This is a genomic window from Deltaproteobacteria bacterium (genome assembly GCA_030654105.1).
Classification (GTDB): domain Bacteria; phylum Desulfobacterota; class SM23-61; order SM23-61; family SM23-61; genus JAHJQK01.
In genome coordinates this window covers 1-7,155 of the sequence record JAURYC010000144.1, presented here as the reverse complement: position 1 = coordinate 7,155, position 7,155 = coordinate 1, and the positions used below count along the sequence as shown (strand labels likewise).

The following is a 7,155-nucleotide window of genomic DNA, read 5'->3' as shown; positions in this document are numbered from 1 at the left end:
AATCATATTATTCAATTCTGTCCCCCCTACCGCACCAATGCCTGGCCGCAATCCGAGGCGTTGCTGAAGCGGTCCATCGCTCTGCCCATCTCCGTACGCATGAGCGAGGAACAGATTTCCAGGGTTATCGAAGGGGTGCGCGAGACGGCGAAGGAAGTTTTGTAACGAATGATTCACCGCAAAGTTCGCAGAGACCGCAGAGAAGTAAAGAGCCAAAGATATTTTGAAGTAAAATAAAATACAAAAGAATTAGTTCTGTTGATTTAAAGCTTTTCCCTTTGCTTTTAGATTTAAAAATCTTCGCGTTCTCTGCGATCTCCGCGGTGAAAATAATAGATATGAAAGTTTACGGCATCATTCCCACTCGCTATGGATCAACCCGTCTTCCGGCAAAGGTTTTGGCGGACATCGCCGGAAAACCTTTGATCCAGTGGGTATATGAACGCGCCCGCAAGTCTCCATCCTTAGACCGATTGGTCGTGGCCACCGATGATGAACGCATTTATAACCGGGTGAAATCCTTTGGGGGGGAGGTATTGGAGACTTCGTCAACGCACCCTTCCGGGACGGACCGGGTATGCGAAGCCGCCAGGATACTCCGAGCGCAGGATAAAGACTTGATTGTGAACATTCAAGGAGACCAGCCACTTTTCGAACCCGGGATGATTGATGAACTCGTCGGACCCTTGCGGAATGATCCAAGCATAAACATGGGTGCCCTCGTGTACCCCATTCGCACCCCTGAAGAGTTGGCCAATCCCAGCGTGGTGAAGGTGGTTTTTGATCGGAAGGGTTTCGCCCTGTATTTTTCCCGCTCGCCCATGCCCTATGTCATATCGACGTCTTCGGAACCACGTTATTATAAACACATCGGGCCCTACGCTTACCGGATGGAATTTTTGGTGAAGTTTACCCAAATAGAAAGGGGTATGCTGGAGCAGTGGGAATCCCTGGAGCAGTTGAGGGCATTGGAGCATGGTTACAGGATCAAAGTTGTGGAGACGAAATTTGACTCCCAGGAAGTGGATACTTCCGAGGACCTTGAGAAAGTTCGCAAAATAATGAAACGTGAGTAGTGAGTTGTGAGTTGTTACTACTCACGACTTACCACTCCCCACTTACGATTTTTGAATAAGGGCATAACTCCCGGTGTTTCTCTTCTATAATCTTCTTTTGGGGACGTTCTGTTTAGCCACGTTCCCTTTGCTTCTTTTTAAAATGATATTCCATTCCAATCGCCACGAAGTCTTCGCCCAGAAGCTCGGCTTCCTTCCCAAGGAAATATTGTCCGGAATGAAAGGGAAGCCGAGGATATGGGTACATGCCGTTTCCGTAGGGGAAGTTTCGGCGATCCATCCCTTACTCAGGGAGTTGCGGGCAACCTACCCCCAGGGATGCCTGGTCCTTTCCACAGGAACAGAGAGTGGGCAGAAGATCGCCAGAGAGCGGGTTACCGAAGCCACGGCCATTTTTTTCTTCCCCCTGGATTTACCCTTTGTTGTCCGGAAAGTGATACGCCAGGTGCGTCCGGATCTTTTTATTCTCGCCGAAACCGAGATTTGGCCCAATTTTTTGCGCATTATGAAAGAAGAGGGGGGACGGACAATGTTGGCCAACGGCAGGATCTCCGATCGCTCCTTCCCCCGTTACCGGAAAACAAGGTTTTTCTGGACAGCGGTCTTGGATCACTTAGACATTATGTCTATGATCCGGGTTCAGGATGGAGAACGGATCATCTCGATGGGGGCCAATCCGGTGCATGTCTTTGTCAATGGCAACTGCAAGTTTGACCAAGCGGCCTTCTTGGCCGAGCCAGCCTTGGAAAAAGAGGTGCAAGAACTTTTAGGAGTGGATGAACAGGACCGTATCTTCGTTGCGGGCTCTACCCATGAAGGTGAAGAAGAAGCTGTTTTACAGGCCTTCTTAACCCTACGCCGGCATTACCCCGCTTTAATCTTGGTGCTGGTTCCCAGGCATGTAGACCGCGTAACGAAAGTGGAGAAGCTTTTGATGCGGAGGGGAGTGGAAGATTTCATCCGCCGCAGCCAGTTGGGTGCGGATGGCTTGCAAGGGAAACGGGTGGTCCTCTGGGATACATTCGGAGAACTATTTAAAGTTTATAGCGTGGCCACCATTGTCTTTTGCGGTGGTAGCCTGGTTCCCCGGCGGGGGCAGAACATTCTCGAACCAGCGGCTTGGTCCAAAGTTGTCCTTTACGGACCTTCGATGGAAGATTTCCTGGATGCTCACCACCTCTTGCAGGATTCAGGAGCGGGGATCATGGTTCGGAATGCCGAAGAGCTGACCGAACGGTGTCTTTTTTTCTTGGATCATCCCCAGGAGTTGAAAAAGAGGGGCGAAGCAGGAAAAGAGGCACTTCTGGCCAACCGCGGAGCTACCCAGAGAAACGCTGAACTCGCTTTGAAGTTGGTAAAAGCATGAAGAGCGACCGACCAAGAGCCGTTCTGGCCTTAGAAGACGGGAAAATTTTTCCGGGCTGGTCTTGGGGAGCCCCAGGAGAACGCTGCGGCGAGGTGGTATTCAATACCTCCATGACCGGTTATCAGGAGGTACTCACCGATCCTTCTTACAAAGGTCAGATCGTTACCATGACTTATCCTCTCATTGGGAACTACGGGGTGAACCCGGAAGATTGCGAATCCACCCAGCCTTGGGTAGAAGGTTTTGTGGTAAAAGAAAACAGCCTCTTTCCCAGCAATTGGCGTTCTCAGGGCAGTCTGGGCGATTTTTTAAAAGGATATGGGATCATTGGCATCGAAGGAGTGGACACTCGCGCCTTGACCAAACACATCCGTACGGCCGGTGCCATGCGGGGGATTCTATCCACCGAAGATTTGAACCCCGAGTCTTTAGTGACCAAAGCCCGCAATTCTCCACCTATGGTGGGGAGCGATTGGGTTCAGGCGGTTACCTGTTCGCAGGCGTATGAGTGGGGCCAGAAGAGGGTCATGGGGACGGGAACCGGGCTCTGGGAATGGGCGAAAGGTCAGGCAATCCCGCCCTCCGTGGGAAAAAAGTATAAGGTGATAGCCTTGGATTTCGGGATCAAGCATAACATCATCCGCCACTTAACCAGCCGGGGGTGCCAGGTCTTGGTGGTCCCGGCCAAGACGGCTGCCGAAAAAATTTTATCGCTGGATCCCCACGGAATTTTTCTATCCAACGGGCCTGGCGATCCGGCGGCCCTGACTTACGCCATCGAGACCATACGGTCTCTTCTGGGTAAAAAGCCGATTTTTGGGATCTGCCTGGGTCATCAACTTTTAGGGCTGGCCATGGGGGGCCGGACGTATAAGTTAAAATTCGGCCATCGCGGGGCTAATCAACCCGTAAAAAATTTACTCAACGGCAAAATTGAAATTACCACGCAAAACCATGGATTTTGCGTGGACAGGGATACGCTTCCGGCGGGGCAGGTGGAGGTTACCCATATCAACCTCAACGACCAGAGCCTGGAAGGGATGCGCCATAGAAGTCTTCCGGTCTTCTCCGTTCAATATCACCCGGAGGCTTCTGCCGGCCCGCATGATGCGGCCTATCTTTTTGACGAGTTTATTTCCCTGATGGAAAAATATTCGCCAGCATGAAGGAAAGGGATTCCCAAGAGGTATGCCCAAGCGCAAGGACATTCAAAAAATCCTGATCATCGGCTCCGGGCCCATCATCATCAGCCAGGCCTGCGAATTCGATTATTCCGGAACGCAGGCCTGCAAAGCTCTGAAGGAGGAAGGTTTCGAGATTATTTTGGTCAACTCCAACCCGGCAACGATCATGACGGATCCGCAGATGGCCGACCGTACATACATAGAGCCCGTGACCCCTGAGATCGTAGCCAAAATAGTGGAGCGGGAGCGCCCCCAGGCCCTGCTTCCGACCCTGGGAGGTCAGACCGGACTGAATACGGCTATCCAAATGGTGGAGATGGGCATCCTGGAAAAGTTCGGGGTGGAGATGATTGGGGCCAATCAGGAGGCCATTCGTAAGGCCGAAGACCGGAAACTCTTCAAGGAAGCCATGCGCCGCATCGGGCTGGAGGTGCCCAGGAGCGGGTTTGCTCATAACCCGCAGGAAGCACGGAAAGTAGTGGAAGAGATTAGTTTACCAGCCGTCATCCGTCCCAGCTTTACCCTGGGGGGAACCGGTGGCGGGATTGCCTTTAATATGGAGGAGTATGAGCGCCTATGCGCCTTGGGGATCGAGCTTTCCCTGATCCATGAGATCATGATCGAGGAGTCGGTCATCGGGTGGAAGGAATATGAACTCGAAGTAATGCGGGATCTCAAGGACAATGTGGTTATCATTTGTTCCATCGAGAATTTCGATCCGATGGGGGTACACACCGGGGACAGCATTACCGTAGTCCCCGCTCAAACCCTCAGTGACAAGGAATACCAGCGGATGCGTGATGCCGCCATTGCCATTATCCGGGAGATTGGCGTTGAGACGGGGGGATCAAACATCCAATTTGCGGTCAACCCTGAAAACGGCCGCATGGTGGTCATTGAGATGAATCCGCGGGTTTCCCGGAGTTCCGCGCTGGCTTCCAAAGCGACCGGATTCCCCATCGCCAAAGTCGCGGCCAAGCTGGCCGTAGGTTACACCTTGGATGAAATTCCCAATGATATAACCCGGGAAACCATGGCCTCCTTCGAACCTTCCATTGACTATTGCGTGGTAAAGGTGCCCCGCTGGACGTTTGAAAAATTTCCCGGTGCGGACCCGATCCTGACCACATCGATGAAGTCCGTGGGGGAAGCCATGGCTGTGGGAAGAACGTTCAAAGAAGCTTTGCAAAAAGCCGTCCGTTCCCTGGAAATCGGCCGTTTTGGATTAGGAGGAGATGGCCAAGGGGAGGCGCCACTCGAGGCAATTCGGGAGAAGCTGGCTCTGCCTACCGCCGAGCGAATCTTTTACCTGCGGACGGCCTTGAAGGCGGGAATATCCCCGGCAGAAATTGCCGAGTCGACCAAGATTGACCGCTGGTTTTTGGAAAACATGAAGCAAATTGTCGATTGCGAAGAAAGGATCAAACAATTCCGAACGGTGGGGCACGAGATTCCGGAGATGCCTCACGAGCTGTTAAGGCAGGCCAAGGAGTATGGGTTTTCCGACGTTCAGCTCGCCTATCTTTTAGGTTCGGAGGAGATGACCGTTCGCCAGTGGCGCCAGAAGAAAGGAATTTCCCCCACCTTTAAACTCGTAGACACTTGCGCCGCCGAATTCGAAGCCTATACCCCTTATTATTATTCAACGTATGAGTCGGAAGATGAAGTCCGGCCTACAAACAAAAAGAAAGTAATGATTCTCGGCGGAGGTCCCAACCGCATAGGCCAGGGAATTGAATTCGATTACTGCTGTGTTCATGCTTCCTTAGCCCTGCGGGAAGAAGGGTACGAGACCATCATGGTCAATAGCAACCCGGCAACGGTCTCCACGGATTACGATACTTCAGATCGGCTATACTTTGAACCCCTTACCCGTGAAGATGTGCTGAATATTGTGGAACAAGAGAAACCCGAGGGCATCATCGTCCAATTCGGTGGACAAACCCCCCTCAATCTGGCCGTACCTCTGGAGAAAGCCGGGGTGCGTATCCTGGGTACATCGCCGGATAGTATCGACCGGGCTGAAGACCGGCAGCGCTTCCAAGATTTGATCAGAAAATTGGGACTGGTCCAGCCCGCGAACGGCACGGCCAGCTCTTTTGAAGAAGCCCGTATCGTGGCCAGAGAGGTGGGCTACCCAGTGGTTGTTCGGCCCTCCTACGTTTTGGGGGGGCGGGCCATGGAAATCGTCTATAACGAGGAGACCTTGGAGCGCTACATCCGCGATGCCGTGAAGGCTTCGCCCGAGCACCCCATTCTCATCGATAAATTCCTGGAAGAGGCCATCGAAGTGGATGTGGATGCCATCTCCGACGGAGAAAGAGTCACCATCGGCGGGATCATGGAGCATATCGAGGAAGCGGGCATCCATTCCGGCGACAGCGCCTGCGTCCTTCCGCCTTACACCCTGAGTGATGAGTTGATCGGGGTGATTAGGGAGAATACGTATGCTCTGGCCAGAGAGCTCAACGTCAAAGGGTTGATGAACATCCAGTACGCCATTCGCAACGACGTAGTCTACGTATTAGAAGTGAACCCTCGCGCCTCGAGAACCATTCCCTTTGTTTCCAAAGCTACAGGCATCCCCCTGGCTAAACTGGCTGCCAAAGTGATGGTCGGGCGTACTCTTCAAGAATTGGGGTTCACCCGAGAGGTGGAGGTGCAACACGTTGCGGTGAAGGAATCGGTCTTTCCTTTCAACCGCTTTCCAGGGGTGGATACGGTTTTGGGACCGGAGATGAAATCCACCGGAGAGGTTATGGGTATCGACCACGCTTTTGGAATCGCTTTTGCCAAGGCTCAGCTGGCCGCGGGGCAGATTCTTCCCCAGAGAGGGAAGGTTTTCATCAGCGTGAAAAATAGAGACAAAAGGGCCATTATCTTCATCGCCAAAAAGCTTTCTGATTTCGGTTTTCAGATCGTGGCCACACGGGGAACAGGCAAGGCCCTCTCCCAGAACGGGATTCCTGTTGAAGTCATTTATAAGGTGCACGAAGGAAGGCCCAACATCGTAGATTTGATCAAAAATCGCGCCATCGACCTGATCATCAACACTCCGACGGGGCATCGTCCTAAGCGAGACCAGGTTTCGATCCGGGCGGTGGCTGTGGCCCACAATGTACCGTTAATTACGACCATCTCCGGTGCCGCCGCCTCGGTGAACGGTATTGAAGCCCTCCGGAAGGAAGAGGTTCAGGTGAAATCTTTGCAAGAGTATCATGAGGAAGTTTGCGGCTATAACCAAGAGATTCAGGCTACACTTGATTTTTCTCCAGCGCACCGCTCCGAGGGTTAAAATCGGTAAACCCCGAAGAAGGGGAAGAAAAAATGCCAAACCTTAAAGGAAAAAAAGAGGAAACCTTGGACCCGAGAATTGGGTCCGGGTGTTGGGTAAAGACTTCCCTGTCAGATCACCCCAAAGAAGAATGCGGGGTTTTCGGGATCTTCAACCATGCCGAGGCCTCTAACCTGACTTATCTTGGCCTTTATGCTTTGCAGCACCGGGGACAAGAGAGTGCGGGGATTGTTA

The 7,155-nt window shown here is 52.5% G+C and carries 5 protein-coding genes; all 5 read left to right on the top strand.

Annotated elements, in window-relative coordinates; genetic code table 11:
- Positions 1 to 338 precede the first annotated feature (338 nt).
- The gene (kdsB, locus tag Q7V48_05920; protein ID MDO9210273.1) at positions 339 to 1,076 is read left to right on the top strand and encodes a 3-deoxy-manno-octulosonate cytidylyltransferase; all 738 of its coding nucleotides are present in this window, start codon (positions 339 to 341) and stop codon (positions 1,074 to 1,076) included.
- Between the two features lie 73 nt (positions 1,077 to 1,149).
- On the top strand, positions 1,150 to 2,442 hold the full coding sequence (locus tag Q7V48_05915; protein ID MDO9210272.1) for a 3-deoxy-D-manno-octulosonic acid transferase: 1,293 nt from the start codon (positions 1,150 to 1,152) through the stop codon (positions 2,440 to 2,442).
- Positions 2,439 to 3,608, top strand: coding sequence for a glutamine-hydrolyzing carbamoyl-phosphate synthase small subunit (gene carA, locus Q7V48_05910; protein ID MDO9210271.1), 1,170 nt, complete (start codon positions 2,439 to 2,441; stop codon positions 3,606 to 3,608). The genes Q7V48_05915 and carA overlap by 4 nt, the downstream gene beginning before the upstream one ends.
- A 22-nt stretch (positions 3,609 to 3,630) precedes the next feature.
- Complete coding sequence (carB, locus tag Q7V48_05905; protein ID MDO9210270.1) at positions 3,631 to 6,921, top strand: carbamoyl-phosphate synthase large subunit; 3,291 nt, start codon at positions 3,631 to 3,633, stop codon at positions 6,919 to 6,921.
- Between the two features lie 32 nt (positions 6,922 to 6,953).
- Positions 6,954 to 7,155: hypothetical protein (locus tag Q7V48_05900; protein MDO9210269.1), on the top strand; the 202-nt coding region annotated here is incomplete at its 3' end.